The sequence below is a fragment of the Marinobacter vinifirmus genome (genome assembly GCF_002258215.1).
Taxonomy (GTDB): Bacteria; Pseudomonadota; Gammaproteobacteria; order Pseudomonadales; family Oleiphilaceae; genus Marinobacter; species Marinobacter vinifirmus.
In genome coordinates this window covers 211,166-238,144 of the sequence record NZ_NEFY01000004.1, presented here as the reverse complement: position 1 = coordinate 238,144, position 26,979 = coordinate 211,166, and the positions used below count along the sequence as shown (strand labels likewise).

Annotated in this window: 26 protein-coding genes; 9 read left to right on the top strand and 17 right to left on the bottom strand. The window is 58.9% G+C overall.

Translation table 11 applies throughout. The features are described from left to right. Positions 1 to 56 precede the first annotated feature (56 nt). On the top strand, positions 57 to 1,178 hold the full coding sequence (locus B9Q17_RS07335) for a PQQ-dependent sugar dehydrogenase (RefSeq protein ID WP_094624708.1): 1,122 nt from the start codon (positions 57 to 59) through the stop codon (positions 1,176 to 1,178). 4 nt (positions 1,179 to 1,182) lie between these two features. Here the strand turns inward: B9Q17_RS07335 and B9Q17_RS07330 are convergent, their stop codons facing one another. Together B9Q17_RS07330 and B9Q17_RS07325 are read right to left on the bottom strand one after the other, a co-directional pair. Further along, positions 1,183 to 1,596 (bottom strand): GFA family protein, encoded by a 414-nt coding sequence (locus tag B9Q17_RS07330; RefSeq protein WP_022988618.1) that lies wholly within the window; start codon positions 1,594 to 1,596, stop codon positions 1,183 to 1,185. A gap of 87 nt (positions 1,597 to 1,683) precedes the next feature. Beyond that, complete coding sequence (locus B9Q17_RS07325) at positions 1,684 to 2,454, bottom strand: glutathione S-transferase N-terminal domain-containing protein (RefSeq protein WP_058340262.1); 771 nt, start codon at positions 2,452 to 2,454, stop codon at positions 1,684 to 1,686. Positions 2,455 to 2,707: 253 nt separating this feature from the next. Here B9Q17_RS07325 and dacB point away from each other — a divergent pair, with 253 nt between their 5' ends. Then, a complete protein-coding gene (dacB, locus tag B9Q17_RS07320; RefSeq protein WP_094624707.1) occupies positions 2,708 to 4,273 on the top strand; it encodes a D-alanyl-D-alanine carboxypeptidase/D-alanyl-D-alanine endopeptidase in 1,566 nt (521 codons plus the stop codon). A 9-nt stretch (positions 4,274 to 4,282) separates the two neighbouring features. Here dacB and B9Q17_RS07315 read toward each other — a convergent pair whose 3' ends face one another. Beyond that, positions 4,283 to 4,531, bottom strand: a complete 249-nt coding sequence (locus B9Q17_RS07315) for a DUF2798 domain-containing protein (RefSeq protein WP_094624706.1) — start codon at positions 4,529 to 4,531, stop codon at positions 4,283 to 4,285. Between the two features lie 128 nt (positions 4,532 to 4,659). Between B9Q17_RS07315 and B9Q17_RS07310 the strand changes: the two genes are divergently transcribed. Next, a complete protein-coding gene (locus B9Q17_RS07310; protein ID WP_094624705.1) occupies positions 4,660 to 5,526 on the top strand; it encodes a DUF6279 family lipoprotein in 867 nt (288 codons plus the stop codon). Positions 5,527 to 5,601: 75 nt separating this feature from the next. Here the strand turns inward: B9Q17_RS07310 and B9Q17_RS07305 are convergent, their stop codons facing one another. From B9Q17_RS07305 to B9Q17_RS07285, 5 genes are all read right to left on the bottom strand, one after another. After that, entirely contained in the window at positions 5,602 to 6,372 is a 771-nt protein-coding gene (locus B9Q17_RS07305) for an SDR family oxidoreductase (protein ID WP_094624704.1), read from the bottom strand. 30 nt (positions 6,373 to 6,402) lie between these two features. Then, positions 6,403 to 7,092 (bottom strand): histidine phosphatase family protein, encoded by a 690-nt coding sequence (locus tag B9Q17_RS07300; RefSeq protein ID WP_094624703.1) that lies wholly within the window; start codon positions 7,090 to 7,092, stop codon positions 6,403 to 6,405. Further along, on the bottom strand, positions 7,092 to 8,156 hold the full coding sequence (locus B9Q17_RS07295) for a phosphotransferase family protein (protein ID WP_094624702.1): 1,065 nt from the start codon (positions 8,154 to 8,156) through the stop codon (positions 7,092 to 7,094). Before B9Q17_RS07295 ends, B9Q17_RS07300 begins: the two co-directional genes overlap by 1 nt. A gap of 21 nt (positions 8,157 to 8,177) precedes the next feature. Then, entirely contained in the window at positions 8,178 to 8,999 is an 822-nt protein-coding gene (locus B9Q17_RS07290) for an SDR family oxidoreductase (RefSeq protein ID WP_094624701.1), read from the bottom strand. A 474-nt stretch (positions 9,000 to 9,473) separates the two neighbouring features. After that, a complete protein-coding gene (locus B9Q17_RS07285) occupies positions 9,474 to 10,685 on the bottom strand; it encodes an acyl-CoA dehydrogenase family protein (protein WP_094624700.1) in 1,212 nt (403 codons plus the stop codon). Positions 10,686 to 10,831: 146 nt separating this feature from the next. On the opposite strand from B9Q17_RS07285, the gene B9Q17_RS07280 reads away from it, so the two are divergent. Beyond that, positions 10,832 to 11,734 (top strand): LysR family transcriptional regulator, encoded by a 903-nt coding sequence (locus tag B9Q17_RS07280; protein WP_094624699.1) that lies wholly within the window; start codon positions 10,832 to 10,834, stop codon positions 11,732 to 11,734. Here B9Q17_RS07280 and B9Q17_RS07275 read toward each other — a convergent pair. Then, a complete protein-coding gene (locus B9Q17_RS07275; protein WP_094624698.1) occupies positions 11,728 to 12,084 on the bottom strand; it encodes a hypothetical protein in 357 nt (118 codons plus the stop codon). The two genes, B9Q17_RS07280 and B9Q17_RS07275, sit on opposite strands and share 7 nt — an antisense overlap. Before the next feature lie 23 nt (positions 12,085 to 12,107). Further along, positions 12,108 to 12,872 (bottom strand): EAL domain-containing protein, encoded by a 765-nt coding sequence (locus B9Q17_RS07270; protein ID WP_208618765.1) that lies wholly within the window; start codon positions 12,870 to 12,872, stop codon positions 12,108 to 12,110. 192 nt (positions 12,873 to 13,064) lie between these two features. Here B9Q17_RS07270 and B9Q17_RS07265 point away from each other — a divergent pair, with 192 nt between their 5' ends. Together B9Q17_RS07265 and B9Q17_RS07260 are read left to right on the top strand one after the other, a co-directional pair. Next, on the top strand, positions 13,065 to 14,219 hold the full coding sequence (locus B9Q17_RS07265; protein WP_094624697.1) for an isocitrate/isopropylmalate dehydrogenase family protein: 1,155 nt from the start codon (positions 13,065 to 13,067) through the stop codon (positions 14,217 to 14,219). Positions 14,220 to 14,264: 45 nt separating this feature from the next. Next, on the top strand, positions 14,265 to 15,524 hold the full coding sequence (locus B9Q17_RS07260) for an aspartate aminotransferase family protein (RefSeq protein ID WP_022988604.1): 1,260 nt from the start codon (positions 14,265 to 14,267) through the stop codon (positions 15,522 to 15,524). Positions 15,525 to 15,607: 83 nt separating this feature from the next. On the opposite strand, the gene B9Q17_RS07255 is transcribed toward B9Q17_RS07260, so the two are convergent. Together B9Q17_RS07255 and B9Q17_RS07250 are read right to left on the bottom strand one after the other, a co-directional pair. Next, positions 15,608 to 16,177, bottom strand: a complete 570-nt coding sequence (locus tag B9Q17_RS07255) for a YceB family lipoprotein (RefSeq protein ID WP_094624696.1) — start codon at positions 16,175 to 16,177, stop codon at positions 15,608 to 15,610. 69 nt (positions 16,178 to 16,246) lie between these two features. After that, complete coding sequence (locus tag B9Q17_RS07250) at positions 16,247 to 17,473, bottom strand: pyridoxal phosphate-dependent aminotransferase (protein WP_022987986.1); 1,227 nt, start codon at positions 17,471 to 17,473, stop codon at positions 16,247 to 16,249. A 153-nt stretch (positions 17,474 to 17,626) separates the two neighbouring features. On the opposite strand from B9Q17_RS07250, the gene B9Q17_RS07245 reads away from it, so the two are divergent. Then, positions 17,627 to 18,604 carry a D-2-hydroxyacid dehydrogenase gene (locus B9Q17_RS07245; protein WP_094624695.1) on the top strand — a complete coding sequence of 326 codons (978 nt, stop codon included), beginning with the start codon at positions 17,627 to 17,629 and terminating at the stop codon, positions 18,602 to 18,604. 143 nt (positions 18,605 to 18,747) lie between these two features. Here the strand turns inward: B9Q17_RS07245 and B9Q17_RS07240 are convergent, their stop codons facing one another. From B9Q17_RS07240 to B9Q17_RS07230, 3 genes are all read right to left on the bottom strand, one after another. Continuing rightward, positions 18,748 to 19,413: a LuxR C-terminal-related transcriptional regulator gene (locus tag B9Q17_RS07240; protein ID WP_022988856.1), complete on the bottom strand. Its 666-nt coding sequence runs from the start codon at positions 19,411 to 19,413 to the stop codon at positions 18,748 to 18,750. 42 nt (positions 19,414 to 19,455) lie between these two features. Further along, positions 19,456 to 21,405, bottom strand: a complete 1,950-nt coding sequence (gene acs, locus B9Q17_RS07235; RefSeq protein ID WP_094624694.1) for an acetate--CoA ligase — start codon at positions 21,403 to 21,405, stop codon at positions 19,456 to 19,458. 195 nt (positions 21,406 to 21,600) lie between these two features. Next, on the bottom strand, positions 21,601 to 23,139 hold the full coding sequence (locus B9Q17_RS07230) for a fatty acyl-CoA reductase (RefSeq protein ID WP_094624693.1): 1,539 nt from the start codon (positions 23,137 to 23,139) through the stop codon (positions 21,601 to 21,603). A 461-nt stretch (positions 23,140 to 23,600) separates the two neighbouring features. Here B9Q17_RS07230 and B9Q17_RS07225 point away from each other — a divergent pair, with 461 nt between their 5' ends. Continuing rightward, the gene (locus tag B9Q17_RS07225) at positions 23,601 to 24,254 is read left to right on the top strand and encodes a class I SAM-dependent methyltransferase (protein ID WP_058340275.1); all 654 of its coding nucleotides are present in this window, start codon (positions 23,601 to 23,603) and stop codon (positions 24,252 to 24,254) included. Between the two features lie 50 nt (positions 24,255 to 24,304). Further along, positions 24,305 to 25,312 carry a DUF2156 domain-containing protein gene (locus B9Q17_RS07220; protein ID WP_094624692.1) on the top strand — a complete coding sequence of 336 codons (1,008 nt, stop codon included), beginning with the start codon at positions 24,305 to 24,307 and terminating at the stop codon, positions 25,310 to 25,312. Here the strand turns inward: B9Q17_RS07220 and murI are convergent. Further along, on the bottom strand, positions 25,290 to 26,135 hold the full coding sequence (murI, locus tag B9Q17_RS07215) for a glutamate racemase (protein WP_094624691.1): 846 nt from the start codon (positions 26,133 to 26,135) through the stop codon (positions 25,290 to 25,292). The genes B9Q17_RS07220 and murI overlap by 23 nt on opposite strands. A 2-nt stretch (positions 26,136 to 26,137) precedes the next feature. Beyond that, positions 26,138 to 26,962 carry an NAD(+) diphosphatase gene (gene nudC, locus B9Q17_RS07210; protein ID WP_022988862.1) on the bottom strand — a complete coding sequence of 275 codons (825 nt, stop codon included), beginning with the start codon at positions 26,960 to 26,962 and terminating at the stop codon, positions 26,138 to 26,140. Between the last annotated feature and the right edge of the window lie 17 nt (positions 26,963 to 26,979).

The window sequence follows — 26,979 nt, the reverse complement described above, 5'->3', positions numbered from 1 at the left end:
GAGTCGTAAATCGGTGCTATGGTTGACTAAGTTGATCCTCTCAGGAGTCTTTCACCATGAACGGCCGCATCCCTTTGTTGCTGCTTGCTCCTTTTCTGGCCCACACGGCGGCAGCCGGAGCTGCTGATATTTATGAGGCCGATGACCTTCGCTTTCGACTGGCGGTGGTTGCAGACAACCTCGAACACCCCTGGAGCCTCGCCTTCCTGCCAGACGGCTCGCAACTGGTCACCGAAAGGGCCGGCCGGCTGCGGGTGATTCGCGACGGGGAGCTGCACAAGGAGCCGGTTACCGGCGTGCCCCAGTTGGTAGTTGCCGGCCAGGGCGGCCTGCTGGATGTATTGCTGCATCCGGAGTTTGAAGATAACCAGGTGCTGTTTCTGAGCTATGCCCACAGAAATCGTGAGGGCATGACCACCCGGGTAGCCCGGGCCAGGTTTGACGGCAAGGCGTTGAGTGATGCGGAGGTAATTTTCGAAGCATCGCCGCGAGGCAACACCACCCGGCACTTTGCCGGGCGCATGGTGTTTGGCCAGGATGGCTATCTATACATTTCTGTTGGTGACCGCGGCGAGATGGAGCGGGCCCAGGACACCCGGGACGATGCCGGCGGCGTACACCGGATTACGATTAACGGAGAGCCGGCACCCGACAATCCCTTCCTCAGCAATTCGGACATCAACAACACCTTCTTCACTTACGGCAACCGCAACATTCAGGGCATGACCCTGCACCCGGACACCGGTGAGGTCTGGAGCCACGAACACGGCCCCCGGGGTGGCGATGAAATCAACATCATCAGGGCTGGCAACGATTACGGCTGGCCGAAAGTGACCTACGGCATCGATTACTCCGGCGTTCCGATTTCCAGCAGAACCACCATGGAGGGCGTGACCGATCCCCTGCACTATTGGGATCCTTCCATCGCGCCATCGGGCATGGCGTTTTATACCGGAGAGCTGTTTCCGCAATGGCAGGGCAATCTTTTCGTTGGCGCGCTGAAAATGCGCAAACTGGTGCGCCTGAGTCTTGATGGCGAGAAGGTTACCGAAGAGGAAGATTTACTGACCGAGCTGGGTGAGCGCATCCGGGATGTACGCATGGGGCCAGATGGTGCCCTCTGGTTACTGACAGATTCACCAAGGGGCAAGGTTTACCGAATGGTTCCGGCGAAATAGACGGTCAGTGCGGATCGTTGGTTCTTTCGGTTTTCTCGAACTGCGGAAGATCATCGGTAATATCGAACCAGTCAGACTTCGAACCCACATAAACATGCTGGGCCGCTTTCTTGCCGACCGGTTCGTCAAGCACGCCGATGCGCAAACGCAGAATACCGGGAATGGCGTCTACCCGGCTGTATAACTGGCTGCCACAGCAGCTGCAGAAGGCCCGGTACTTGCCTGGACGAGACTCGAATTCGGTCACTTTGTCTTCGCCCCGGGTAAAGTGAAAACGCACTTTCTGAACCGGCGCACTGGCCGAAAAGGCACTGCCGTGGGCACGGCGACACTGGCTGCAATGGCACAACGCGATGGGGCCAAGCGGGCCATCGTATTCAAACTTGATCTCGCCACACAAACACTGGCCCGTATACATCGCACTCTCCCGGAATCGGCTGTCAGGTTACCGGCGCCGATGATACCTGCTCCGGGCACGATTGCCATACCCGGAGCAGCCTGCGCGTCACATGGCGTATTCTTTTTCCAGGTAGGCCAGGATACGGGCAGATTCAAACAGCTTCTGGCCGGTGTTGGGGTCTTCCAGGTACGGCACCTGTACCCGACCGTGCGCCTGAAAGAACGCATCACGCTTGCCGCCAGCCTCGGGCTCATAGGGGCCGGGCTTGATGCGCTGAACCGCCGGGCCGATTTCGGTCCAATGCTCTTTGCCCAGGTTATGCAGAGTGTAGGGAATTTCGAATTCGCACAGGCGTTCTCGAACCAAACGGGAGAAGGGACTGCCCTCAAAACTCCACAAATGCAGCGTCTGGGCCGGGCGTTTGGCAGGCCTCGCCCGCATGCCCCTCAACTCACTGGCGGCAGAGCCAGCCGCACCCAGGGCCGTTTGCCAGGATTTACCTTTGTAATATCCCGGCACAGGACGATTGGCGTACTGGCGGAACAGGTACTCCACGATCGCGTCTGACTCATACAGGGTTTCACCGGTGTTCTGATCGACCAGCAGGGGAAACTGCTTTTTGCCGCCGATGGCCTCGGCTTCCGCCCGGAAAATCCGGCCCCCTTTCGGGCATGGGCGAATCTCTGCATCCAGGTGCAGGGCAGTCAACGCTTCCCTCACCTTGCGGCAGAACGGGCAGGCTTCAATGTCAAAGAGAATCAGCGGCTTTTCCGGTTGCGGCACGGCCTTGACCACAAGACACCCGCGCCAGGCCGAGAACGAAGAGGTGGCCACAGATTCCAGCACGTTAATTTGATGCTTCAGGGCTCGAAACATGGAGAGTTCCCTTTATTGTTGAGTGTTTCAGGCATTGTCCCACATATTTTGCACACACCATTGGCTGCAGGGCCACAAACCCAGGGTCACAGTAACTCACTGATTCACAAAGCCCAGCAGAAAATCGAAACAAAACCTCAATAGAAACAACGTGGCTACTGTCATTTTTTAACGTCATGTATCACTTTTTTGCATAGTACAAACCCGTAAGATGGGCTATGGTAGGAAAAGAAGCTAACAAGGGACTCAGGCCATGCGACTGCAAGGTTCAAGGGTGAGTGCATGCTCACTCTGGAGATTTTCAAAATCCAGCCGTCTGTTGATTGCTGCGGCTACAGCCTTCTCACTCAGCGCGCCGGCACTGGCCCAAAGCCAGGAGGAGGCGGCCAGAAGCTTCTCCAGTTCCGGGCTGTGGGCTTCCGAGATCCGTGACTACGCCTCCAAATCCCTGAACAACGAGCAAGGCCTGAGCGTTGCCGCCGTGCCCCTGAACGGCCCGGGCATCGACCAGTATGTAAACGCTGACCAGCTGATGAACCCCGGCTCTATCATGAAGCTGGTAACCACCTACGCTGCACTGGAACTGCTTGGCCCGAATCACCACTGGAATACCGATTTTCTGGCCGACGGCCAGATGGTAGGCGATACCCTGGAAGGTAACCTCTATGTACGCTTCGGCGGCGACCCGAAGCTGACCCTGGAGCGGCTGTGGGGCACGCTCAGGGAACTCAAAGACATGGGAATAAACCGCATCAGCGGCGATCTGGTGCTGGACGGCAGTTATTTCCGGGTTGATGGTGGCTTCCCGCATTTTGAAGATAATGGCAATAACCCGTACGCGCCTTTCCTGGTGGAGCCCTCGGCCTACCTCACCAACCTGAACCTGCTGCATTTCCAGGTACGGGCAGACGAACGTGGCACCCAGGCCTGGACCACCCCCAACCTTGGCGAAGTCACCATCGACAACCGGGTAACCGCCGTGCCGGAGGGCCCCTGCCCATCCCGTCGGGACTTCAAATGGCAACCGGTGTTTCATGACGACCAGCGGGTGACCGTGCAGGTGACCGGCGAGCTGCCTCAGGGTTGCCGCACCACTACCTATATGTCACTGCTACCCCATGATCACTACGCGGCCTCGACCATTCGCACGGTACTGTCAGAAATGGGCATTATCGTGAGCGGCGGCGATCGTTTTGAACAAGCTCCGGAAGACCTGCGGCTGGTCATGCGAACCACCTCGCCCGACCTGGTAACCATGGTGCGGGACATCAACAAGTGGAGCAGCAACGTAATGGCCCGGCAGATGCTTCTGGCCATTGGCGCAGAAGTGCGGCAAGACTCGGACAACGATGACCGGGTAGCCGGTATCCGGGCCATTTATGACTGGCTCGAGCAGAAAGGCATCAACACCGCTGGCATGGTGATCGACAACGGCTCCGGCCTGACCCGCCATGGCCGCATCACCGCCCGGCAGGGTGCCCGAATTCTGCAGCATGCCTGGGAAAGCCGGTACGCCTCTGACCTGATGGCCTCGCTACCGATCATTGCCATGGACGGAACCATGGCCAGGCGGTTACGCAACACGGGAATGGATGGTGAAGGGCGCATCAAAACCGGTACCCTGGCAGACGTGCGCTCCATTGCAGGCTTTGCCCGCGATGAGAACAACACCACCTGGGCAATCGTTGGTATGGTCAATAATTCCCCGGCCTGGAACGGCCGGGCCGTACTCGACCGGGTTCTGCACTCCCTGCACTACCGGCCGCCTACCGGTACCGCCGTGTCCCGGGCAGATTCCGCCAGTACCTCTATTCAATAGGCCCGAAAATTATTTCGGGCCTGATAGCCTCGCAACGGTGGCATCCGCCATCTTGCCCGCCAGCGGCGCAATAAAAATCACCAACGGAAAAGCGATCGCCCAGGCCACCAGCCAGGCGCCGATCCACCGGGACAAGAACCCGTCCGCCATCCCTGTGTTGATCAGCGTAATAATGCCGGAGATCATCAGCGACATGATGCAGGACATATAAAGCGAGAAGATAAACTGGCGCGCACGGGCTACAGTAAACTTTGACATTCCAACTCCAGGATTCCATCGGGTCTGCCGGCATCTGTTCCGCCGGCGATGGCGTATTGTATAGGTAAGGCTTGCATCTTAGTAAGCATGCAACATTTTTCCATACGGCTTATTACCGAGAGACTTTCATGATGGATCATCGAAGGCTCAGCAAACGCCCTGGCTTCCTCGGCCTCGCAGTCCTGATGCTGATACTTGCCGGGTGCAGCTCAACCAAACTGGCCTACCGTTATGCCGACTGGGGTGTGGTCTGGTGGGTGGAAGACTACGTCGACCTGACCGGTGAACAAAAAGCCACCCTGAACCGGGACCTTGATACTCTTCGTCAGTGGCACTGCTCCGCGGAGCTTCCCCGCTACACCCTCTGGCTGGATGAACTGGAAGCCGACCTGGCCCTTGGTACGCCCGATGTCGATACTATTCACTACCACCGCCAGCAGCTCACTGCCTTTATCCCGGACCTGCTCGACAGGGCCGTGCCGGTCGCAGTCAACCTGCTGAAAACCCTGTCAGATGACCAGGTTCAGGAGCTGGCCCGGAACATGGCCCGTGATCAGCGGGAACTGGAAGACGAAATGCTGGCTGGCACCGAGCAGGAAACAGCCAGGGCCCGAGCGGAAAGAACCAGCGAGCGGCTGGAACACTGGCTGGGTTCACTGAATTCGCAGCAGCAGGCGTTGGTTGAGGCCTGGTCTGCCGACCGGGGCCGGCAAACCGAAATCTGGCTGCAAGGTCGGGAGAACTGGCAAAAAGCCCTTCTGGCCACGCTGGAAAACCGGAATCAGCCCGGCTTCAGCGCCAATATCCGGGAGCTGGTGGTAAACTCGGAGGCAGCCCGGGGGCCTGAGTACCAGGCAATGCTGGATGAGAGCCAGCAAGCCATGGCAGAGCTGATGCATAACCTGCTGCAGGCAGGCAGCAGCCGGCACCAGGAACATCTACTGGCCAAGGCCGGCGAATTGAACGGCGACTTCACCACCCTCACTTGTAGCTGAGTCTTCATTCAGCCAAACAAAAAGCCCGGATGATTTTTCGTCATCCGGGCTTTTTGTTTAGGCACGCTGCAATCGTTAAACGGTCAGGTAACCACCGTCCGCGTTAATGCAGGCGCCGGTGGTGTAACTGGACGCATTGGACACCAGGTACAGCACAGTGCCGGCCATTTCGTCCGGATCCGCCACACGCTTCATTGGAATGTGGGCCATGGCCTGTTTCTTGATGGCCTCGTTGGTGGTCAGCGCGCTGGCGAACTTGGTGTCGGTCAGGCCCGGCAGCAGGGCATTCACCCGCACGTTCTGCTGGCCCAGTTCCATGGCGAAGGACTTGGTCATGGAAATCACCGCCGCCTTGGTTACCGAGTAGATCCCCTGGAAGTGGCCGGGGTTCACGCCGTTAACAGACGCCACGTTCACAATGGAGCCGCCGCCGTTTTTCTTCATCAGCTGGGCGCCACGGGCACACATGAAGAAGTAGCCACGGATGTTCACGTCCACGGTTTTGTTGAAGGCACCTAAATCGGTATCTTCCACCGGCCCAAAGTACGGGTTGGCAGCAGCGTTGTTCACCAGGATATCCACCTTGCCGTGCTCGTTGGCAATGTGCTCCCACACCGCTTCAATCTGGTCCATCTCACCGATGTGGCAGGCGAAGGCTTCAGCGCTGCCGCCGTCTTCCCTGATGCTGCTGGCCACGGCTTCGCAACCGTCAATCTTGCGGCTGCTGACAATCACGTGGGCGCCGTAATGGGCCAGTGTGCGGGCAATGCTCTCGCCAATGCCACGGCTGGCACCGGTTACCAGGGCGACTTTGCCGCTCAGATCAAACAGGTTCAGGTTGCTCATGGGGTTCCCTCTTGGTTTTCGGGTAAAGAATTATCGGTATGTCACCAGGGAAGGGTTCTCCGCTTCCAGGTGGCTATAGTTGTTGAACACGGCCAGGCTGCGCCGGGGACCGGAATATAGGATGCGGGACACGCTGGTATTGGCGATCACGTTGTTCATCTCCAGCGCCTTGCGGTCTGAGAGTTCCAGCAGATGCTGGGCAATCACTGCAATGGGGCCGCCGGAGGTGGACACGATCACATCAGCGCCACCGGCCAGCTCGATCAACTCATCCAGCGCTGCGCCGACCCGCTGCCGGAAACCGATCCAGGTTTCGGTGTATTCGTGGTCGTAATCGCCACTGACCCAGCGGGCCACGGCTTTCTCGAACGCTTGCTGGAAGGCTTTGGCTGGCTTGGGAAAGCTGGCCAGGTCCCGCGCCATTACCTGTTTATCCGCCCACTCCGGGCGCAGGCGCTCCACCACTTGCAGGTGATCGAATTCGTTCAGGCCTTCGAGCACCTGCATGCCCGGCAAGGCCGTGCCATAGCCGGTGGCGATGGCCTCTACGGTTTCGCGATGCCGCTGCAGGTTACCGCCAAAAATGGCGCCGGGTTCTACCTTGTCCGCCAGCCAGCGGCCCAGAATCTTGCCCTGCTCCCAGCCGCGGGGAGACAACTGATCGTAGTTTTCCTTGCCAAAACTGGCCTGGCCATGGCGTACCAGATAGATGGTGGCCATTACAGGCTGCTCTCACTGATCAGCCGCTGGCAGCGCTTCTCCAGATAGTTGGCGGCATGGCCAAAGGCGGCAAAGCGCTTGTCTTTAGTCTGGCCGTGGTAGAAGCGGTAATAGATCTGCTGGATGATCACCGCCAGCCGGAACAGGCCATAGATTTCGTAGAAATCGAAGTTATCGGCTCGAAAGCCAGATTTCTCCATGTAGTAGTCCACCACTTCCTTCCGGGTCAGCATGCCCGGGCGGTGGGTGGGCTGGCGCCGAAGCATCTGGAACGGGCCTTCGTCGTCCGCTTCAATCCAGTAGGCCAGGCTGTTGCCCAGATCCATCAGAGGGTCGCCGATGGTGGCCATTTCCCAGTCCAGCACGCCGATCACTTCAAACGGGTTGTCCGGGTTAAGCACCACGTTGTCGAAACGGTAGTCGTTGTGGATCACCACCTGGGCAATGTCGTCCGGCATCTTGTCATTGAGCCAGGCCATCACTTCTTCAAAGTCACCCACGTCTTCCGTACGAGCCTTCCGGAACCGATCGCTCCAGCCGCCAATCTGCCGCTGCACGTAACCGGCGCCCTTACCCAGCTTGTCCAGGCCTGCGGCCCTGGCATCCACGGTATGCAGGTCTACCAGCTTGTCGATCACGTTCAGGCACAGCTTGCGGGTGTCTTCAGCGCTCAGCTCGAAATCCTTGGGGAAATCCTGGCGCAGAATGATGCCCTTGAGCCGTTCCATCACGTAGAAGTCACAGCCCAGAACGCTGTGATCGTCGCAGATGGCGACAATATTGGGCACGTAGGGATACGCCGGCTTCAAGGCCTCCATCACGCGAGCTTCCCGCAGCATGTCGTGGGCAGACTTGGCAATCTTGCCGAACGGCGGCCGGCGCAGCACGTAGGACTGGTCGCCGTAATCCACCTGATAGGTCAGGTTGGACGCACCACCCGGGTACTGCTTGATGCTCGGCTGGCCTTCCAGGCCCGGAATGGCCTGCTTCATAAACCGGTCAACAGCGCCAACATCCAGCTCTTCGCCCTCGCGGATGTCTACGGCCTGGTCGATCTGTGTCATTCATTCTCTCCTGTCATCCGTTCAGGCTTTCGCCTTGCCACCCATCTTGCTCATCCAGCGCTTGGTTTCCTGGTGCATCAGCCAGTCAAACGCCCAGGGCGCATGGCGCTTGAGCACCCACATACGGCGCTCCTTGGCGTGGGGCAGTACCCAGAAGTCTTTGTCTTTCACACTGCGGAAGATATCCTCGGCCACGTCTTCGGCGGTGATGCTGGAGCGCTTCATCAGCTTGTTCACGTTCTGTTGAATGCCGGGAATATCCGAGCGCATGGAGCTGGTCAGATTGGTCTGGAAAAACGCCGGGCACACGCAGCTGACATGAATACCGGCATCCCGAAGCTCCTGGCTGAGGGTTTCCGAAAGGGCAATCACGCCAGCTTTAGACACATTGTAGCTGTTCATCAAGGGGGCAAGCATGAGTCCGGCCATGGAGGCGACATTCACAAACGCGCCGGAGCCCTGCTCCTTGAACAGCGGCGTGAAAGCTTTGCAGCCACGCACAACGCCCAGTACGTTGATGTCGAGGATCCACTCCCAGTCTGCCATGGTGGTGTCTTCAATGGAGCCTGCAGAGGCAACGCCGGCGTTGTTGACGACAACGTCCACACCACCCCATTTCTGCACCAGGTCATCACGGACTTTCTCGAAGTCGCTCAGGCGGCGTACATCACATTCAACAAAGTAGCCTTCGCCACCGGCGTTGTTCAGCTCCGCTTCAACGGCTACACCCTGTTCCGGGTTGATGTCCCCGATGCAGACTTTCGCGCCTTCTTTGGCGAACCGCAATGCAATCGCCCGGCCCAGGCCACTGGCCCCGCCGGTTATGAATACTCTCTGTGTCATGTTCGTGCTCACCGTTTCTACGTTTGAGTTCGTTTTGTATTTTGGTGTTCGCGTTCTTTATGCTTATGAGAAAGAGTTGGTGCCAGAGGGCCCTTTCCAAAAACCGCTACAAGCACATCCATGTGCGCTTCTCTCCGGCCATCCATGGCCTCCGAAATTTTTGGAAAGGGCCCTCTGGCACCAACTCCCATACTCTCCAGTATGCTGTTCAAAAGAAGAAAATTCTTTGGCGCACCGCTCGGTAACCCATTCGAGATCCACCTTGGCAAAACCACCAGCATTTGTTCAGGGAGGTCCCTCCCAAAAGTTGGATGTGGCCGTTGGGGTGGCGCTTCTGAAAATTTGTGGAGCCATGGATGGCGGAACACAAGCGCCACATGGACGTGCCGAAGGAGCGCTTTTCAGAAGCGCCACCCCAACGGCCACCCACTCCGAGCCAAGAGGCCAGAAGAGCCAAAGCACCCAAGCCCAAAATCAGGACTTATACTTCCGAAGCTCCAGGCGAGCCACCATGGCTCGATGCACTTCGTCGGGACCGTCGGCCAACCGCAGAACCCGAGCGTAACCGAACAACGCCGTCAGCGGGAAATCGTCGTCGCTGACGCCGGCACCGCCGTGAATCTGAATCGCCTCGTCTACAATCTGCTGCAGCATCTTCGGCACCACTGCCTTGATCATGGAGACTTCCTGCAAGGCGCCCATGATGCCCTTGGTGTCCAGCGCCCAGGCGCATTTCAGGGTCAGCAGCCGTGCCTGTTCGATGTTCATTCGGGCATTGGCGATGATGTCCGGGTTGCCACCCAGCTTGGCGATCGGGCGGCCAAAGGCTTCGCGGGTCATGGCGCGTTTGATCATGATTTCCAGGGTGCGTTCGGCGGCGCCGATGGCGCGCATGCAGTGGTGTACGCGGCCCGGGCCAAGGCGGCCCTGGGCGATTTCGAAGCCGCGGCCGGGGCCGGCGATGATGGCGCTTTTGGGCAGGCGTACGTTGTCGAACAGTACCTGGCCGTGGCCATAGGGCTCGTCGTAGGCACCGAAGACCGGCAGCATGCGCTCAACGGTGATGCCCGAGGTGTCGAGCGGCACCAGTACCATGGAGTGGCGGCGGTGTTTCTGGGCGTCCGGGTCGGTTACGCCCATGAAGATGCCAACTTTGCAGTCCGGGTGGCCGATGCCGGTGCTCCACCATTTTCGGCCGTTGAGTACGACTTCGTCGCCTTCAACGGTGGCGGTGGCTTCCATGTTGGTGGCGTCGGAGGAGGCCACGGCCGGTTCGGTCATGCAGAAGGCGGAGCGGATTTCGCCACTCAGCAGTTTCGGCAGCCACTCGGCTTTCTGTTCTTCAGAGCCGTAGTGGATCAGCACTTCCATATTGCCGGTGTCCGGCGCGTTGCAGTTGAAGATTTCCGGGGCGATGAAGCTGCGGCCGGTTTCTTCGGCAATCAGGGCGTAGTCGGAGTTCAGCAGGCCGCAGCCGTATTTGTCGTCCGGGAAGAACATGTTCCACAGGCCCTGGGCCTTGGCTTTCTCCTTCAGTTCCTTGATGACCGGCAGTACTACCCAGCGGTTATCCTGGGAGGCAAGCTCCTTGTGGTACTGCTCTTCGATGGGATAGATCTCGTCACGCATGAATTTTTTCACGCGGTTGAGGTAATCCTGGCCTTTCTCGGAAATGTTGAAATCCATGGTGCAGCTCCTCGCGCTTGCCTGCCCCGTTGGGGGCGCACTTTCAGTCAGATGGCGAACAGTCTAGGAGCCCATGTGCTATTACGCGACTGAATTGTTCTTATCATTTATCATTAGCACCACTAATTCAGATAACGGATTCCCTCATGGCCCTCAATCGACTGGACCTGAACCTGCTGCACGTTTTCGACACCATCTACCGGGAGGGCAGCCTGACCCGTGCCGCCAAGGCCCTGCACCTGACCCAGCCCGCCATCAGCCATTCCCTGGCCCGGTTGCGGGATCACTTCAACGATCCGCTGTTTACCCGCCAGGGTAACCAGATGGTGCCCACGCCGCTGGCCCGGAGGTTTCTGGAGTCCATGCGCCCGGGGCTGAATCAGATCCAGAGTGCGGTGAACCAGTTTCACGCCTTCGACCCGGCCACTCAGCGGAAAACCTACTCGCTCGGTTTGCGGGATGTGCTGGAGTCCACCTTCCTGCCCCAGCTGATGAACCGGCTGGAGCCTTACCCGGAAATGGAAATCGTCAGCCAGCGAATTCCGCGGCGGGATATGGAAACCCAGCTGGCAGCCGGCAAGCTGGACTTTGCCATTGATGTGCTGCTGCCGGTGAGCAACCACACCAGCCATGAATTGCTGAGGCAGGACAGGCTGGTGGTGCTGGCCCGTGCAGGGCACCCGGTGGTGAAAAGGGGGCTGGATATGGACGCCTATCTGGAGGCGAAACACGTGCTGGTGTCGTCCCGAACCGAGGGGCCGGGCATTGAGGATTTCGAGCTGTCACGCCGTGGCGTTCAACGCAATATCCGTCTGCGCTGCCAGCATTACTATGCGGCCTGCCGGGTGGTGGAAAGCTCGGACCTGCTGCTAACCATGCCGGAAACCTACGCCCGGATTATCGCTGAGCGTTCCGACATTCAGGTGATGGGCCCGCCGGCACAGCTGCCGTCGTTAGACGTACACCTGTACTGGCACAAGGCCTATGAAGGAGAGCCTGCACTGGTGTGGTTCCGGGATCTACTGCGGAGCCTGTCGGGGAATCAGTAAGCCCCCACCAGCATCAGGAAACCGAAGAAGCCGGTGGCGGTAATGCCCAGCGACACCGCCACAATCCCGAACCCCCACCAGATGGCGGCGCCATCGGAAATGTTCACACCATGGCCCCGCAAGGTGCGATAGAAAGCCCAGGGGCCCAGTACAAAGGCACCTACCACGGCAAACACCAGCCCGATGGCAATGCCGGCAAAGGTCCAGGTGGCCAGCACCATGGCCCGGTCAGAGGTCTGGTCGGTCACATCGTGGTGCTCCAGGAACTTCTTGCAGAAGAACCACACCAGGGCAAACAATGCGGCCACAAACACCAGGCCGCCAATCAGGGTCATTATCCGATACAGCATGTGGGCATCCTGTTAAAACATGATCAATCGGGGAACACCGGCTCCGGCAGGCACTCGAATCCGGGCCGGGCGAACAGATAGCCCTGGTACAGCGCAATGCCCTGGGATCGCAGCCAGTAATACTCTTCGGGCACTTCCACGCCCTCGGCCACAATGCGGCCACCGAGCTGGCGCATCATGGTAATGATCCCGGCCACCACCGCCTGCTTGTTGAGATCCTGGTGGATGTTTCGAATCAGCCCCATATCCAGCTTCAGCAGGTCGGGCGGGCTTGCCATCATGATGTTATACCGGGAAAAACCGGCACCAAAGTCATCAATAGCGGTGCGAAAACCCATGCTCTGATAGGCCTCGATAATCGAGGCCAGATGCTCCACCGAAGTGAGGTCTTCACCTTCGGTAATCTCGAAGATAATCTTGTGGGTATCAAAATTGTAAGTTTTTGCAGCCGCCAGCGTGGTGCGGATGCAATATTCCGCACGGTAAACCGCATTGGGCATAAAGTTGATGCTTAAAAGCGGCTGCATCTTCAGCTTTGCGGCCAGTTTCACGGCCTTTACCCGGCAGATCTGGTCAAAGGAATAGCGGTTCTTCTCGTTCACCCGGGACAGAACACTCATGGCCCCCTGCCCCTCGGTACCCCGCACCAATGCCTCGTAGGCATACACGTTCCTGCTCACCGCATCCACAATCGGCTGAAACGCAAAGCTGAAACTGAAGTCCAGTCCGGTGCCGCAGGCGCACAGCTCGCAATGGGACTCGTCGTAAAGAATCTCAGGTTTTTCCACAAACACCCCGAAGGTTAATCCGGCTGAGTAAGCCGTTCCGGAAATCAATTACCTGCCACTATAGCCAGCATGTCTTCAGGGGTAAAACAACAAATCCGGAAACACGGCTTTGCCACTGGCATCTGACCTGCCGGGAACTACACTGACGGTGTTGCATCACACCCTACAGCAAAGCATGAAGGAGGTTCGGGAATGGCCCAGACCGCTCGCATCGCCGTTACCCCCGGTGACGGCATTGGCCCGGAAGTGGTGGCAGAAGCCGTCCGCTGCCTGGAAACCCTGCGTGCAAAGCACGACCTGGCCCTGGAGTGGACACGGTTTCCCTGGCCCTCACACGCCTGGCATGAGGAATACGGCGAAAGCTGGCCGAAGGATGCCCTGCAGCAACTGAAAGCCTACGACGCCATTCTGCTGGGCGCGCTGGGCGATCCCGGGCCGATCGATGACACCAACCGCTACCTGCTTTCGGACAGCGTGTCCCTGGCGCCCCTGCTGGAGATGCGCAAAGGCTTTGACCAGTGGGTGTGCGAACGCCCGGCCCGGTTATTGCCCGGCGCCCGCCAGTACCTGAAAGATGACCGAGCCAAAGACATCGACATGCTGGTGATCCGCGAAAACAGCGAAGGTGAGTATGTCAGCCAGGGCGGCCGCCTGCGCCAGGGCACGCCGGATGAAGTGGCGACCCAGATGGAAGTATTCACCCGCCGGGCCACCGAGCGGATTATCCGCTACGGTTTCGAGCAGGCCCGCCAGCGCGCCGCCGAGCGCGTTCAGGACGGCCGCACCCGCAGCTTCCACCGGTACGACGGTTCCACCTGTGAAAGCCAGGTGTGCCTGATAACCAAGCGCAATGCCCTGCGTTACTGGGGCGACATGTACACCGAGGTGTTCGAGGAAATCGCCCGGGAATACCCGGATGTGGCCACCCACCACGAACTGGTGGATGCCGCTTGCATGAAGTTTGTATCCAGCCCCTGGGCCTTTGACGTGGTGGTGGCCAGCAACCTGCAGGGCGACATACTGACCGACCTGGCCGCAGTGATCTCCGGCGGTATGGGGGTGGCACCCTCCTGCAACCTGAACCCCACAGACCCGGACATGCCGTCGATGTTTGAACCCACCCACGGCAGCGCCCCGGATATCGCCGGCCAGGGCATTGCCGACCCCACCGCCATGCTGTTCACCACCGCCCGTATGCTCGACTGGCTGGGCCGTAAAGCCCCGACCCTGGCCCAGGCCGGCAAGGAACTGTTCGATGCGGTGGCGGCAGACCTGGCCGAACACGGCGGAGACCGGCGCGCCACCCGTGAAATCGGCGACGCTATTTGTAAACGGCTGGCCCCGTGACTAGGCTGCAATAGAGAGCTGTTCCATTCACTTCGGGAGGTATCCATGACCGACCACAAAGGCAAACTTTCTCCCCTGCTCAAGCAGGCTACCGGCATCACTGCCGCCAAGGGCGAAGGCGCCTACATTGTTGATACAGACGGCCGTCGCTACCTGGATTTCACCTCGGGTATCGGGGTAACCAGTACCGGCCATTGCCACCCGAAAGTGGTGGAAGCCGCCCAGAAACAGGTGGCCACCATGATTCACGCCCAGGCCACCACGGTGATGAATCCCCGGTTGCCGGAGCTGGCGGAAAAACTCGGTGCGCTCACGCCAGACCCGCTCAATGCCTTCTTCTTCTCCAACGCCGGCACCGAAGTGGCCGAGGGGGCTATCCGGCTGGTACGGCAGGTAACCGGCCGCCCCAATATCATTGTGTTCCATGGCGGCTTTCATGGTCGCACCATGGGCTCGCTGTCCATGACCACCTCCAGCGTCGGCCTGCGGGCCGGGGTCAGCCCGATGATGGGCGGTGTCGTGGTTTCCCCCTTCCCCCACGCCTTCCACTACGGCTGGAGTGAAGACGAAGCCACCGATTTCTGCCTGAAAGAACTGGACCGCATCTTTGTCACCTATTCCGCCCCGAAAGAAACCGCTGCCATGCTGATCGAGCCGGTTCAGGGTGAAGGTGGCTACGTGCCGGCCAATGCCCGCTTCATGCAAGGCCTGCGGGAACGCTGCGACAAGCACGGCATCATGCTGGTATTCGATGAAGTTCAGGCCGGCTTCGGCCGCAGCGGCAAGTTCTGGGCCCACGAGCACTTCGGGGTAACGCCGGATGCCATCATGATTGCCAAGGGGCTGGCCAGCGGCTTCCCGATTTCCGCGCTGGCGGCGTCTGAGGAAACCATGGCCAAGGGCTGGCCCGGCTCCCAGGGCGGTACCTACGGCGGTAACGCAGTGGCTGCAGCCGCGGCCATCGCAACCATCGAGGTGATCCAGGAAGAAGGCCTGGTGCAGAACGCCGACCGCATGGGCAAACGCCTGTGGGACAACCTGCATAACCTGAAGAAAGACTACCCGGACATGGCCGATGTGCGTGGCAAGGGCCTGATGATCGGGGTGGAAATGCGCCGGGGCGAATGCCCGGACGGCGAGCGGGCCGGCAAGATTCTCAAGGAATGCGAGAAGCGGGGCCTGCTGATGCTGCGCTGCGGCCCCTACCAGGAAATCGTACGCTGGCTGCCGCCGCTGATCGTCAACGAACAGCAGATTGACGAGGCGTGCGGAATCTTCGAGGAAGCCCTTAAAGCCACCGCCTGATCCTTAAACCGGCAACAACGAAAAACGCCAGGCGGGAAACCACCTGGCGTTTTTTATGGATGCCGGTCAACAATCGAGGCAGGTTACTCCGCCATTACAAACCCCAGCCGGCCCGGGGCTACCCGGATATCCATGGGCACCAGGCCGAACATGCGCTGGGCGGTATCGGTTTCATCCAGCCGGTATACCGGCATGGTTTCCAGCATCTGGGCCACCACCCGCATCACGGTATCGGTAACCGGCGCCAGGTCGCCTTTGAAGAAGGGTGAATCAATAGAGCTTTCCAGCAACTGCAGCCGGCGGATATACACGGCTTTTTCCTGGCTGTCGTAGACCGGGGCACCTTCCACTTTCAGGGCCAGGTCTACCGGCAACTTCGTCATCAACGCGTTCAGGGCCACCTGCCCTTTCAGATCGATGACCGCCACATCGCGACCGTCCGGCCCCAGGGTAATATCGGCATCACTCAGGCTCAGGCTGAGCGGCGAGCCGCTGTTCAGCTGCTCACGGTCGTACTTGGCCACGGCATTTTTCAGGTGGCCTTCGATTTCACCTTCGGAAATGGAATACGGGGAAAAGCTGGCACAGCCGCTGGCCAGCACCACGGCAAACAGCGCAGCCAGTCTCAGAAAAGGTTTCAATACGTCCGTCATAAGTCAGTCTCCTCGGAAATGCCACTATAGTGCGGCATCTCCGGGGCACTGACAACTTAAACTCCGGTATCAGAACTGTTGCTTGGCCATCCAGGGGATGATCCGGTCGAAGGCTTCATCCAGCCGCTCACAGGGAGTGGAGAAGCTGAAGCGCAAGGCGTTGGTGCAGCTTTCGCCAAAGGCATCCCCGGGCACGGCACAAACGCCGGTTTCCTTGAGCATCCGCAAGGCCACATCAGACCCGTCCACGTGGGGCGGCAGGTTCGGGAAGGCATAGAAGGCGCCGCCGGGCTTGTAACCGGTGAGGTATGGCGTCTGGTCGATCAGGTCCACAATCTTGTCCCGCCGCTCCCGGTATATATCCACCATATCCTTTACGCATTGCTGGTCGCCGTTCAGTGCGGCCACCCCGGCAAACTGGGCGGGTGTGTTGGCCACCGACGTGGTGAACATGTGATACCGGCGCAGGGACTTGATAGCGGCCTGGCTGGAAATCACCCAGCCTACCCGCAGCCCCGCCATGCTGTAGGTTTTGGAGAAGCTGCTGATGCACATGATGTTGTCCAGGTCCATGGAGCAGTTGAGCACACTGGCAAAGTCATCGTCATCAAACAGCATGTGGTCGTACACCTCGTCGGCGTACACCTGGATGCCCCGGTAGGCGCATTCTTCCAGGATCGTCTCCACGGTACTGCGAGGGTAAACCGCGCCGGTGGGGTTGTTCGGGTTGTTCAGGATCAGCGCGAAGGTGCGCGAGCCCATGGCCCGGATCACTTCGTCCGGGTCCAGCTGGTGGTCGTTCTCTGCCCGGGTCGGGATGAACTTCACCTCGCCCCCGGTCATGCGGATCAGTGGCGCGTATAGCAGGAACGACGGGTCCGTCACGATGAACTGCCGCCCCGGGGCCGACGTGGCGGAAATGGCCAGGTACATGGCCTCGGTGGCACCGCTGGTCACCAGGATGTTATCGCGGGTGAGTTTGCGGTTGTATCGCTTGCCGTAGTAGTCCCGCAGCGCCACCAGCAACTCCGGCAGGCCGGCGTCCATGGTGTAACCGGTCTGGCCGGCATTCAGGGCATCCACGTAGGCGTCGATAATGTGTTTCGGCGTTGGCAGGTCCGGCTGGCCGATGGAAAGATGGATCACATCCTTCATGGTGGCTGCCATATTCACAAGGCGGCGAATGCCGGATACCGGGATGGCCTGCATGGCCGGGTTCCAGCTGGCCTTCGCCTTACGGTACTTCATTTTCCGCGGCTTGGACTCACCTGTGTCCTTGTTCACCGGGTCTGCCATATGCACCTCCACGCATCAGGAAATAAAGGCCTGATTGCAGCGTAGTCACGAAAAATGAGAGGTACAAGGAAACCGCCAACATTGACCCCGGCCGGCCCCGCTACCAGACTATAAAAAGACCATTAAACGCCTTCAGCAATCTCCGGAGTTGAAATGACCGAATCCCGCCAACCGGTTATCACTGTTCTGACCGCCCCGGGCGAAGATGCCCCGGCCGGCATCGAAGCCGTCAAGGCACGGGCCGAAGTGCGCTTTGCCTGGGACGAACAAACACTGCGGGACACCCTGCCCGGAACCGACGTGATGATGGTGACCGACTTCCGCACCGAAGCGCTGGAAGCCGCCTGGCCGGCTGCAGACCGCCTGCAATGGATTCACGCCACCAGTGCCGGGGTAGATGCCCTGATGTTTCCGGCGTTGATCAAGAGCGATGTTATCGTCACCAACGCCCGGGGTATTTTCGACCGCACTATTGCCGAATATGTGTTGTGCAGCATTCTGATGTTCGCCAAGGACTTTCCCCGCTCCATCCGCCTTCAAGACAAGCACCAGTGGCAGCACCGGGATACCGAGCGGGCAGAAGGCAAGCAGGTGCTGGTGGTGGGCGCGGGCTCCATCGGCCGGCAGATCGGCCGGCTGGTGAAGGCCATCGGCATGCACCCCCACGGCATTGCCCGCACGCCCCGAAAGACAGACCCGGATTTTGAAGCGGTGCACGGCAATGACGAACTTTATGACCAGCTCCGGCACGCGGATTTTGTGGTGATTGCAGCACCGCTGACGCCCCAGACCAAGGGGTTGTTTGATACCAAGGCCTTTGCGGTGATGAAGAAATCTGCCCGCCTGATCAACATTGGCCGTGGGCCGATTGTGAAAACCGGGGACCTGGTGAAGGCGCTGGATGAAGGCGAGATTGCCGGGGCGGCGCTGGATGTATTCGAGGAAGAGCCGTTGCCGTCTGATCATCCGCTGTGGGAGCGGGAGAATGTGATTATGACGGCGCACATGGCGGGCGATTTCATCGGCTGGAAGCGGGCGCTGACCGATCAGTTCCTGGAGAACTTTGACCGGTGGCATCAGGGAGGGGAGCTGTTCAACCTCGTCAATAAGGAGCTTGGGTACGCTGGTTAGCTAAGACTCCGGCACCGGAGCGACTGGTCGGGTAGGGGCTTCCAAAAACCGCTCCTTGCGGCACAACACCTGAACTCAAGGGCCCCAAAACAAAACGGGAGCCCAAAGGCTCCCGTTCTGAAACAAACTTAAAAGCTAAAACCTCAGCCCCCCGAAAGCGACTGCTCCGAAGGATCCAGCTCCATCTGCTGAATGGCAATTACCGCCTGGGTCCGGTTACGAACCCCAAGCTTGCGGAACACCGCTGTAATATGCGCCTTGATGGTCGCCTCGGAAACATCCAGATCATAGGCGATCTGTTTGTTCAGAAGCCCCTCGGCCAGCATACCCAGCACTCGGAACTGCTGCGGCGTCAGTGACGCCAGGCGCTCCGAGAAGTCCGTGGTTTCAGCCTGCATGCGTTCGATCTTGTCCGCTACGCCTTCCGGCAGCCAGACATCACCTTCCAGAACCGCCTGAATGGCCTCGGTAATGGTTGGCAGCGGTGCACTCTTGGGAATGAACCCGGAGGCACCGTAGTCCACCGAACGGCGCATAACCTGCAAGTCTTCCGATCCTGACACAACCACCACCGGCAAGCCCGGGTACTGGCCACGCATGAACACCAGACCCGAGAAGCCGTGGGCACCCGGCATATTCAGATCCAGCAGGATCAGATCGGCATCCGGGTGCGACTCTACCGCCGCCTGCAGGGCCTTGATGCTGTCGACCTCTACGGTCTCGGCATCCGGCACCGCCTGATTGACCGCCTGTTTCAATGCTGCCCGAAACAACGGGTGATCATCAGCGACGATAATTGTTTGTGTCATTCAACAGATTCCTCTCAGGTTAAGGGCTGTCGAGGGCCGGCGTTACCTGAACGCCCGGCTGTCGATCAGCTCATCCACTACGCCCGGATCAGCCAGGGTAGAAGTATCACCCAACTGATCGTGCTCGTTAGCGGCAATCTTACGCAAAATCCGGCGCATAATCTTGCCCGATCTTGTCTTGGGCAGTCCAGGCGCCCACTGGATCACGTCCGGAGAGGCAATCGGGCCGATTTCCTTGCGCACCCACTGCACCAGTTCTTTCTTCAGTTCGTCAGACGGCTCTTCGCCCTGAACCAGGGTTACGTAAACGTAGATGCCCTGCCCCTTGATCTCGTGCGGATAGCCTACAACAGCGGCTTCGGCCACTTTTTCGTGGGCAACCAGCGCGCTTTCAACTTCGGCAGTACCCAGGCGGTGGCCGGATACGTTCAGTACGTCGTCCACACGGCCGGTAATCCAGTAGTAACCGTCTTCGTCGCGACGGGCACCGTCACCGGTGAAGTACATGCCTTTGTAGGTGCTGAAGTAAGTCTGGATGAAGCGCTCATGGTCACCGTAGATGGTGCGCATCTGGCCCGGCCAGCTGTCCATGATGACCAGGTTGCCCTCGGTCTTGCCTTCCAGGATGTTACCTTCGTTATCCACCAGCGCCGGCTGTACGCCAAAGAACGGCAGGGTAGCGGAGCCCGGCTTCAGGTCTACTGCGCCCGGCAGCGGAGAAATCAGGATGCCGCCGGTCTCGGTCTGCCACCAGGTGTCCACAATCGGGCACTTGCTGTTACCGATAACCCGGTGATACCACTCCCAGGCTTCCGGGTTGATGGGCTCACCCACAGAACCCAGCAGCTTCAGGCTGTCACGCTTGGTGCCGCTCATGCAGGACTCGCCTTCGGCCATCAGGGCACGGATAGCGGTCGGTGCGGTATACAGGATGTTGACCTGGTGCTTGTCCACCACCTGTCCCATGCGGGAACTGTCCGGATAGTTGGGCACGCCCTCGAACAGCAGGGTGATGGCGCCGTTTGCCAGCGGGCCATAGAGAATGTAGCTGTGGCCGGTTACCCAACCGAAGTCAGCGGTACACCAGTACACGTCACCATCGTGATAATCGAACACGTACTGGTGGGTCATGGAGGCATACACCATGTAACCACCGGTGGTGTGCAGAACGCCTTTCGGGGCGCCGGTAGAACCGGAGGTGTACAGCATGAACAGCGGATCTTCCGCGTTCATCGGCTCCGGCTCGCACTCGGCCGAGGCGTTTTTCATCAGGTCTTCGTAGCGGGCATCGCGGCCTTCGGTCCAGGGCACCTGGTCGTTGCCGGTGCGGGTTACCACAATCACGCGGTCAACCTTGGCGTCTTCCTCGTGCTTGAGGGCGGCATCCACGTTTTTCTTCAGCGGGATGGCACGGCCGCCACGCAGGCCTTCGTCGGCGGTGATCACAAAGCGGGACTTGCCGTTAACAACGCGGGCTGCCAGTGCTTCCGGAGAGAAACCACCAAACACAACCGAGTGGATGGCACCGATACGGGCACAGGCCAGCATGGCAACGGCAGTTTCAACGATCATCGGCATGTAGATGGTGACGACATCACCCTTCTTGACGCCCTGATCTTTCAGTACGTTGGCAAACTTACAGGTTTCTTCGTGCAGTTCGCGGTAGGTGACGTTGCGGGAAACCGAGGGATCATCGCCTTCGAAAATAATGGCGGTCTGGTCTGCGCGGTCTTTCAGGTGGCGGTCCAGGCAGTTGGCAGAGGCGTTCAGCACGCCGTCTTCAAACCACTTGATGGACAGGTTGTTGTAGTCGTAGGTGCTGTTCTTGACCTTGCTGTAGGGCTTGATCCAGTCCAGGCGCTTGCCGTGCTCGCCCCAGAAGGTGTTCGGGTCCTCTACCGACTGGCGATACATGGCTTCGTACTGCTCGCGGGTAACCAGTGCGCGCTCGGCCACTTCCGGACTCACCGGATATACCTGTTTATCAGTCATTGTGCTCCCCCTATTAAGAGTCTGTTGTCATTATGGGTTTTCAAAATTCAGGGTGGTGGGACTTTATCAGTCCTTCTTAAGACAGATACCCGTAGTTCAACATGTGTGCCACTACACAATGAATTAGACTAACGTCCAAATGGCATTCTCAAAAGGCAGTAACCCGGGCCTGGCCAGGCCCGGTGAGGTAGCGGCTCAGGCCGCTTTTTTACGCTGGCGGGAAGATTTCAGGCTGTAGACCTTGCGCTCTTTCAGCGCATAGCGGTTCAGGCCGGCAAGGTGGACCTTGCGCAGGTAGTGCTGCCAGTCAATCGCCTTGGGATCAACCGGGAACAGGGCTTTGTCGGTCTGCCCCATCCGCTCTGCAAGGTCCTGCAGGCGGTCGTTGCGGAACACATAATCCGGAGCGGTATAGAAACCGAAGATGGTCGCCAGGGACTGGGTAGTATCCAGGTTGCGCAGCCATTTCAGGTCCCGGGAGTTGCCCAGCAGTTTCAGCACCCGGTCTGTGATGCTCAGAGGCAGGCGAACGCCGCTCACCACCAGATCAAACAGGCCACGGTTTACGGCGACAAAGGGTTTGCTCGGCTGGCGGTAGAACAGGTGGTCATAGGCGGCGTAGTTGGTTTTCGATTCTGCCATCAGGTGATCGATAAACTGGCCCAGGGTAACCGGGTTGGAACCGCCACTGCAGCACTGGTAGATGTGCTGTTCACCCGGCTCGGCCAGGGCTTCTGCCAGCCCCATAATGATGGCGTTGGCCACCAGGTCGACCGGTATAACATCAATAATGCCGGAGCGCTTGCCGGGGAACAGGGTGACCTTTTCGCGGGCGTAGGCCAGGATGATGGCATCAGCCACCTTGACCCCTTCAATCCAGCCGGGCGCCGGTTCCTCCAGCGCACTTTCGATAATCGAAGGCCGCACGATGGTCAGGCTCCGCCCCTGCAGCGCTTTCATCAACAGCTGCTCACCCAGCCACTTTGTAAAGGTATAGGTATCGCTCCAGCCATAGCGGTTGGCCTCGCGAATGCCCAGCTCCACCAGTTTCTTTTCCAGCGCTTTGCCGGTGTAACGGGAGCGGACATCCTCGATCTTGTCGTGCAGCAGTCGCACCAGGTCTTCAATCTCGTAATAACCTTCGGGCGATTGCGGGATAGCCTCGCCTACCGGCTTGATCACCGCCTCGGCCACCTGCCCGGAGTTCATGCCATTCACATAGCAGGTGGATACCTGCAACACCGCCAGGGCAGGATTCATGCGGGCCAGCTGTGCGATGTTTTCCAGGCACAGGGTGTTGATGGTCAGCGCCTTGTCGAGTTCTTCCCGGAAATTCACACTGGCTGCGGAGTTGATGACCGCATCCAGCTCCATGGCCAGTTTGCGGCAGGCCGGCTCTCCCAGACCAAAGCCGGGCTCGGTGACCTCACCGGTTACACAGTGAATTCGATCTTCAAGGAAAGCATCGAATGCTTCGGTATCTGCCTCGCGGAGGCGATCGAACACCGAGGATGTGGCGATTTCGTTCAGAAAACGGCTGCGGGCATCCGGATGGCGCTTGTTGCCGCGGATAAGCAGATAGATACCACCGATATCCGGAACCGCCCGGATCAGCTTTTCCAGTACCACCTTGCCGAGAAAACCGGTTGTTCCGGTAATCAGCACTTTTTTGCCGCGTAACTGCTCCAGCACCCTTGACGATGCTTCACCGCCGCTGACCTGCCGTTTTGTCATGGTAGAACTCCTTCTCTGATCTTCACGTAGCCGGCAACGATGCCAGCAAACCGGTACCTGCATAATGCGGGCCACGAAAACGATATCGCTCAATTCTTGCACACCACAGGTGACAGGGTGGTGACAGACTGCAAACTTACACAACCCGGACCGACAATAAAATGACGAACCAAACTGCACATTATCAGGGCAGCTGCACCCTGCCGGCACACGGCTCTATTCCAGAATTCACACTTCAATTATTGATTGTCTGACACTCTTATTATAAATATTGACGCAGTTTGCAAAGCGTTGCAGAGCGTTACTTTGTGTATCCGGAAATGCGGCCTACTGCACATATTTCGACCACAGCCTTCTCTAAGCTCGATCCATCACAACCGATCACCGCACCGGCTTACGCCGGATCAAAAACCATAAAAACGGTGACGGCCCCAGGGAACAAGAACGAAGGCTGCAGTGATATGCGCGACAAATATAAATACATCGGCCCTGTTTACGACTTTCTGAGCAACCTCTACAGCGGCAAGAACATCCACCGCTGCAAAACCGCCATGCTGGACGTGGAAACCGTGAAACCCGGCGACCGCATCCTGTTTGCCGGCGTTGGCCATGGCCGCGATGCCATTCGCGCCGCCGAGCTGGGCGCCGACGTGACCGTGGTCGACCTGTCCGAAACCATGCTGCGCAAGTTTGCCGAAGCCCAGCACAGCGAGGCGCCAAACCTGACCATTCGCCGCATCCACAGTGACATCATGAAGGTGGATGAGTTCGAGCAATACGACATGGTGGTGGCCAACTTTTTCCTGAATGTTTTCGACGAAGACATGATGGTAAAAGTGCTGGAACACCTGATCCGGCTGGGCAAGGCCGATGCCAAAGTGGTTGTCGGTGACTTCTGCTACCCCACCGGAAACCTGCTGTCCCGCCTGTTCAAGAAGATGTACTGGTATATGGCGGTGTTTACCTTCTGGCTGTTTGCCAACAACGCTTTCCACAAAATCTACAACTATCCCGAACACATGCAGCGCCTGGGCCTGCAGGTAACGGAAAAGAAAAAGTTCAAGCTTCTCAACATGGACTGTTACTGGTCGATTCTCGGGCAAAAACAGGCCTGAGCCTGCCCCGCCGACCAACACAATAACAACCGGACAACGGGAGCTTCACAATGACCGACCAGATTCTTGCACTCGACAGCGTCAGAGACCTGGCCGATGGCCAGTTCTCCTTCTCCGAGCGGGTTAACTACCTGAAAAGGTACGGAGCCCACACCCAGTCGTTCTCTACCCTGCAACCGGGCATGCAATACTTTGACGTGCCCGGCATGGGCTACATTGCCTACATGCGCAAATGGGGCGGCACCTTTGTTTTGTCTGACCCGGTCAGCGCGCCCGAACACTTCCCTGCCATCCTGGAACGCTTTCACCAGAAATTCCCAAATGCCTGCTACATCCAGGTATCCAAGCCGGTGGTGGATTTCCTGCACCTGCGCTTTGGCCTCTACGGCACCCAGTTTGGCAGCGAATCCCGGATCGACCTCCGTAAATGGAGCCTGAGCGGTAAGAAGAAGCAGATTCTGCGTACTGCCCTCAACCAGGCTGAAAAGAGCGGCATTACCGTTAAAGAACGGTTCAGTGACGACCACACCCGGGAAATTTCCGAGGCCTGGATTCGTACCCGCAAGTGCAAAAGTAATGAAATCCGTTTCCTGATCCGGCCGATGGAAATGGAGTACCGAGAGAACGAGCGCCACTTCTACGCCTACCAGGACGACAAGGCGGTGGGCTTTATCTACTTTGACCCGGTGTATCGCAACAACGAAATCATCAGCTATGTGCCCAATATTTCCCGGGCCAACGCCGATTTCCGCCAGGGCATTTTTTACACCCTGATGGCCCATGCCATGGACGTGTTCAAAGAAGAAGGCGTGCCCTACCTGGATCTGGGACTGATTCCGCTATCGCTGGATAAAACCACCGAGCACCAGGAAAGCCGGCTGCTGAAATCGCTGCTGCACGGCGTCTACGAGAAAGGAAACTTCCTTTATAACTTCAAGGGGCTGGAGTTCACCAAGTCACGCTTCCGCGGTGATGACTTCAAAACCTACTGCTGCCACAAGCGGGCAATTCCGGCACTGGAATTCCTGGCCATGTTCAAACTGACCCGGCTGCTGTAACGCCGGGCCAGTGGCCAGTCACCTGCCCCACCGGAATCCCCATCTCAGCCAGGAACAGGTCCATCTGTGGCGCTACCTCGCCGGTAAAGCAGGCTTCCCGGACAACCGGCAGCCCGGCTTCCCTGGGTGTTTCCGCCTCTGGCAAACGCCCGGCTTCCTCCAGCCAGTAGGCCACCCTTCGGGCAATCGCTTCACCAGACTCTACCCAATAGCGTACGTCCGGCAGGCTTTTGCGTAACCAGGGCAGCAGCAGCGGGTAATGGGTACAGCCCAGCACTACGGTATCAACCCCCGCTTCCCGCAGCGGTTGCATGGCCTGGTCCAACTCTTGTTGAGGCGGCTCGGCACCGGACACCAGGGCTTCGGCCCAGAGCACCAGGCCCGGATGCCCCAACCGAACCACCTGGCAATCCACCGCAAACTCGCGCACCAGGTCGTCCAGGTAAGGTCGCCGCACCGTAGCCGGGGTAGCCAGCAAGCCGATGCGCCGGTTTTCACTGCAGGCGGCGGCGGGCTTCACTGCCGGCACCACCCCCACCACCGGAATGTCCGTTCTGGACCGCAGGCTGGGCAAGGCCACGGTACTGGCGGTGTTACAGGCAATCACAATGACATCGCAGCACCACCGGGCCAGGCACTCCATGATCAGGCCACAGCTGCGCTCGATCACCACCTGCTCCGGTTTATCGCCATAAGGGAAGCCGGCGTTGTCAGCCAGGTAAACAAGCTCGGCCCCCGGCAAGGCCTGATGAATGCAGGACGCCACACTCAGGCCACCCACGCCGGAATCGAACACCAATACCCTGGGACGTGCATCAGCCATGATCAGTTACCCGACCCACCGGCGATTTCCTTTTTCATGGCACTGATCAGGCGGCCGGCAATGGTGGTTTCCGGCGGGATCGGCGGATGCTCCTCCGGCGTGAACCAGCCTGCTTCGGCCAGCTCGTCTTCCTGCAGCTTCAGCTCGCCACTTTTATAGTCTGCCAGGAAGCCCACCATCAGCTGATGGGGAAATGGCCAGTGCTGGGAAGCCTGGTAGCGGATATTGGTCACTTCCAGGCCGGTTTCTTCCATCACTTCCCGGGCCACGGCCTGCTCCAGGCTCTCGCCCGGCTCCACAAAACCGGCAATCAGGCTGAAGAAATTTCGGGTTACCCGGGCCGACCGGGCCAGCAGAAAACGGTCATCCCGGCGAATCACAGTAATGATGCAAGGGGCAATCCTGGGGTACCAGGGAATGTTACACCGGCCACACCAACGGGCGCGCTCCCGGGGATGCGGCCCCGTGCGCTCGCCACAGCGTCCGCAATAGCGATGGTCCTGCCACCACTGCCACACCTGGAAACCGGTACTGAGCAGTTCGGAGGGGGCATCAGGCGTATGCAACATGGCCTCGCGCAGGCTCAGGGTTTCCAGCCCGGGCAGGCCGGTGTCGGGCAATGCCGTCACATATAGCCTTCGGCCACCGACGGTGCCAAGCATCAGGGCTTCCGGCCGGCTGTCACCCATTTCGGGGCCGCCCCAGGTCAGAAACCAGCCGTCACCGGGTTTGAGAATGCTGTTACCGGCAAACGCCAGTAACAGGTCACCCGGCTCCGGCCCCTGTTCAGACCAACCCGGTACCCATTGCATGTTTTGATCGACCATACCCTTGCCTTGTACCT

Excerpts from the sequence above, each read along its gene's own strand:
- B9Q17_RS07335 (WP_094624708.1), top strand. The coding sequence starts at position 57 with ATGAACGGCCGCATCCCTTTGTTGCTGCTTGCTCCTTTTCTGGCCCAC.
- B9Q17_RS07330 (WP_022988618.1), bottom strand. The coding sequence starts at position 1,596 with ATGTATACGGGCCAGTGTTTGTGTGGCGAGATCAAGTTTGAATACGAT.
- B9Q17_RS07325 (WP_058340262.1), bottom strand. The coding sequence starts at position 2,454 with ATGTTTCGAGCCCTGAAGCATCAAATTAACGTGCTGGAATCTGTGGCC.
- dacB (WP_094624707.1), top strand. The coding sequence starts at position 2,708 with ATGCGACTGCAAGGTTCAAGGGTGAGTGCATGCTCACTCTGGAGATTT.
- B9Q17_RS07315 (WP_094624706.1), bottom strand. The coding sequence starts at position 4,531 with ATGTCAAAGTTTACTGTAGCCCGTGCGCGCCAGTTTATCTTCTCGCTT.
- B9Q17_RS07310 (WP_094624705.1), top strand. The coding sequence starts at position 4,660 with ATGATGGATCATCGAAGGCTCAGCAAACGCCCTGGCTTCCTCGGCCTC.
- B9Q17_RS07305 (WP_094624704.1), bottom strand. The coding sequence starts at position 6,372 with ATGAGCAACCTGAACCTGTTTGATCTGAGCGGCAAAGTCGCCCTGGTA.
- B9Q17_RS07300 (WP_094624703.1), bottom strand. The coding sequence starts at position 7,092 with ATGGCCACCATCTATCTGGTACGCCATGGCCAGGCCAGTTTTGGCAAG.
- B9Q17_RS07295 (WP_094624702.1), bottom strand. The coding sequence starts at position 8,156 with ATGACACAGATCGACCAGGCCGTAGACATCCGCGAGGGCGAAGAGCTG.
- B9Q17_RS07290 (WP_094624701.1), bottom strand. The coding sequence starts at position 8,999 with ATGACACAGAGAGTATTCATAACCGGCGGGGCCAGTGGCCTGGGCCGG.
- B9Q17_RS07285 (WP_094624700.1), bottom strand. The coding sequence starts at position 10,685 with ATGGATTTCAACATTTCCGAGAAAGGCCAGGATTACCTCAACCGCGTG.
- B9Q17_RS07280 (WP_094624699.1), top strand. The coding sequence starts at position 10,832 with ATGGCCCTCAATCGACTGGACCTGAACCTGCTGCACGTTTTCGACACC.
- B9Q17_RS07275 (WP_094624698.1), bottom strand. The coding sequence starts at position 12,084 with ATGCTGTATCGGATAATGACCCTGATTGGCGGCCTGGTGTTTGTGGCC.
- B9Q17_RS07265 (WP_094624697.1), top strand. The coding sequence starts at position 13,065 with ATGGCCCAGACCGCTCGCATCGCCGTTACCCCCGGTGACGGCATTGGC.
- B9Q17_RS07260 (WP_022988604.1), top strand. The coding sequence starts at position 14,265 with ATGACCGACCACAAAGGCAAACTTTCTCCCCTGCTCAAGCAGGCTACC.
- B9Q17_RS07255 (WP_094624696.1), bottom strand. The coding sequence starts at position 16,177 with ATGACGGACGTATTGAAACCTTTTCTGAGACTGGCTGCGCTGTTTGCC.
- B9Q17_RS07250 (WP_022987986.1), bottom strand. The coding sequence starts at position 17,473 with ATGGCAGACCCGGTGAACAAGGACACAGGTGAGTCCAAGCCGCGGAAA.
- B9Q17_RS07245 (WP_094624695.1), top strand. The coding sequence starts at position 17,627 with ATGACCGAATCCCGCCAACCGGTTATCACTGTTCTGACCGCCCCGGGC.
- B9Q17_RS07240 (WP_022988856.1), bottom strand. The coding sequence starts at position 19,413 with ATGACACAAACAATTATCGTCGCTGATGATCACCCGTTGTTTCGGGCA.
- acs (WP_094624694.1), bottom strand. The coding sequence starts at position 21,405 with ATGACTGATAAACAGGTATATCCGGTGAGTCCGGAAGTGGCCGAGCGC.
- B9Q17_RS07230 (WP_094624693.1), bottom strand. The coding sequence starts at position 23,139 with ATGACAAAACGGCAGGTCAGCGGCGGTGAAGCATCGTCAAGGGTGCTG.
- B9Q17_RS07225 (WP_058340275.1), top strand. The coding sequence starts at position 23,601 with ATGCGCGACAAATATAAATACATCGGCCCTGTTTACGACTTTCTGAGC.
- B9Q17_RS07220 (WP_094624692.1), top strand. The coding sequence starts at position 24,305 with ATGACCGACCAGATTCTTGCACTCGACAGCGTCAGAGACCTGGCCGAT.
- murI (WP_094624691.1), bottom strand. The coding sequence starts at position 26,135 with ATGGCTGATGCACGTCCCAGGGTATTGGTGTTCGATTCCGGCGTGGGT.
- nudC (WP_022988862.1), bottom strand. The coding sequence starts at position 26,962 with ATGGTCGATCAAAACATGCAATGGGTACCGGGTTGGTCTGAACAGGGG.